We start from the raw sequence: 1,578 nt of genomic DNA on the forward strand, positions 1-1,578 counted from the left end.
GGCGTTGGTATGACTCCCCACGTCAAGTAGAGCACACAAATATCGGCCTAATTATTTAAGCCTTATTTTTACGTTACTCAAAAGGATTGAGTTAACGCAGTAGATGAAGCAAGTAACTTCGTCGGTTGTCATGCTGATATCCGTGGATTACTTATCTTTCGACAAGCAGCGCCTACCTTACTTTATCCGCCGTGGCACCTGTCTTCAGTCTATGTACGTGGTTCAATACAGGGTTAGCCGTATTGCCATCCTAACGCCGTCGGTGGTTGTGCCACACCCGCTGCCTCACCAGCTGCATTAACTCAAAAATTAAACTCATGCAGGCACCCTCGCTAAACGCAACTTGGGATTGATCTGCACTAATACAATTTCCCTCGCAATCGCCCAAATATAAGCAATCATTTCTCTCGCTATGGCTGTCACAACCACATTATAGTGTTTACCTTTTTGCATTAGCCGTTGATATCGACGGCAAAGCCGAAGTTGTGCTTGCCATGCCATATCAACAACTTGCTTCGGCAAACCTTCTTGTCTTAGCTGAAGGTCTGTAGAGATATTGGCGGGATAGCGATAGGTGTGCGCTCCCTCCACGAGTAATCGCCTAGCCCGAGTATTGCCGCACTTGGTTATTGCTCCGAGATGACGTTTGCCGCCACTAGAGTGTTCAGCGGGGACGAGTCCTAAATAACTCATTAATTTTCTGGGATGATCAAAGCGTGTTAAGTCGCCTAATTCTGCAATTACGCCCGTTGCAACCAATAGCCGCACACCTCTTAGCGCTTGAATGGCTTTGACAACGGGATAATAGCGCCAATTTCTCACATGATGCTCAAGTTCATTGTCTAACCTTTTTAGCCTTGCAATCCGTTCCGTGACAGTCTGTAGATATTCCTGCAAGACAATCTGCTGACTGGGATGGGGTAATATCAGTTCGGTCAGCCAACGTAAATGCTGTAGTGACCAATTGGCCGTACCTTTGTAGTTGATATTATTTCGAAGGAGTAACGCTTTAAGTTGGTATTTGGCATCCTTTAAATCCTTCATGGCAGTTTCCCTTGCACGGGAAAGGTCGCGAATGGCTTCGTCTTCAGGCTCAGGCACATAGATGGGTGTGAGATCTTCAGATTTCAGCAGCTTAGCGAGTTTAAGCGCATCACGTTTATCGGTTTTGACTTTTTCACCAGGCTTTTTGGGAATGAGAGAGGGAGCGATAACGTAGCAACAGTGGCCTAAGCTAGTGAGGAGACGATAGATCCAATAGCCACAAGGGCCTGCTTCGTAGACAAAGTGCAGTGTTGCATCTGGATACTTGGATTGAAATTGTTTTGCTAATTTAGTGATGGATGCTTTTGCACTAGAAACGCGGCCATAATGTACCGATTGTGCACCATAATGGTCTTCGATATAGGCGACTTCGACGAATTCTTTATGAGTATCTAAGCCAATGAAAAGTATGTTATGTTTTATCATGCTGATCTCCAATTTTTAGTTTCTTTGACAAAACTATTATGGCTCTGGCTTTAAGCTAATCCACGATTGATTGGAGATCAGCATCTTTGTGGGGAGTCATTATGTCTA

The 1,578-nt window shown here is 44.9% G+C and carries 1 protein-coding gene; it reads right to left on the reverse strand.

What is annotated here, in order from left to right; translation table 11 throughout:
• Positions 1 to 315: 315 nt before the first annotated feature.
• Complete coding sequence (locus L2744_RS21345) at positions 316 to 1,470, reverse strand: IS110 family RNA-guided transposase (RefSeq protein ID WP_248993755.1); 1,155 nt, start codon at positions 1,468 to 1,470, stop codon at positions 316 to 318.
• Positions 1,471 to 1,578: the final 108 nt, after the last annotated feature.

It is taken from the genome of Shewanella profunda (genome assembly GCF_023283765.1).
In the GTDB taxonomy this organism is placed as follows: Bacteria; Pseudomonadota; Gammaproteobacteria; order Enterobacterales; family Shewanellaceae; genus Shewanella; species Shewanella profunda.

What these genes read in the sequence shown, in the direction of transcription:
- L2744_RS21345 (WP_248993755.1), bottom strand. Translation starts at nt 1,470, where the DNA reads ATGATAAAACATAACATACTTTTCATTGGCTTAGATACTCATAAAGAA.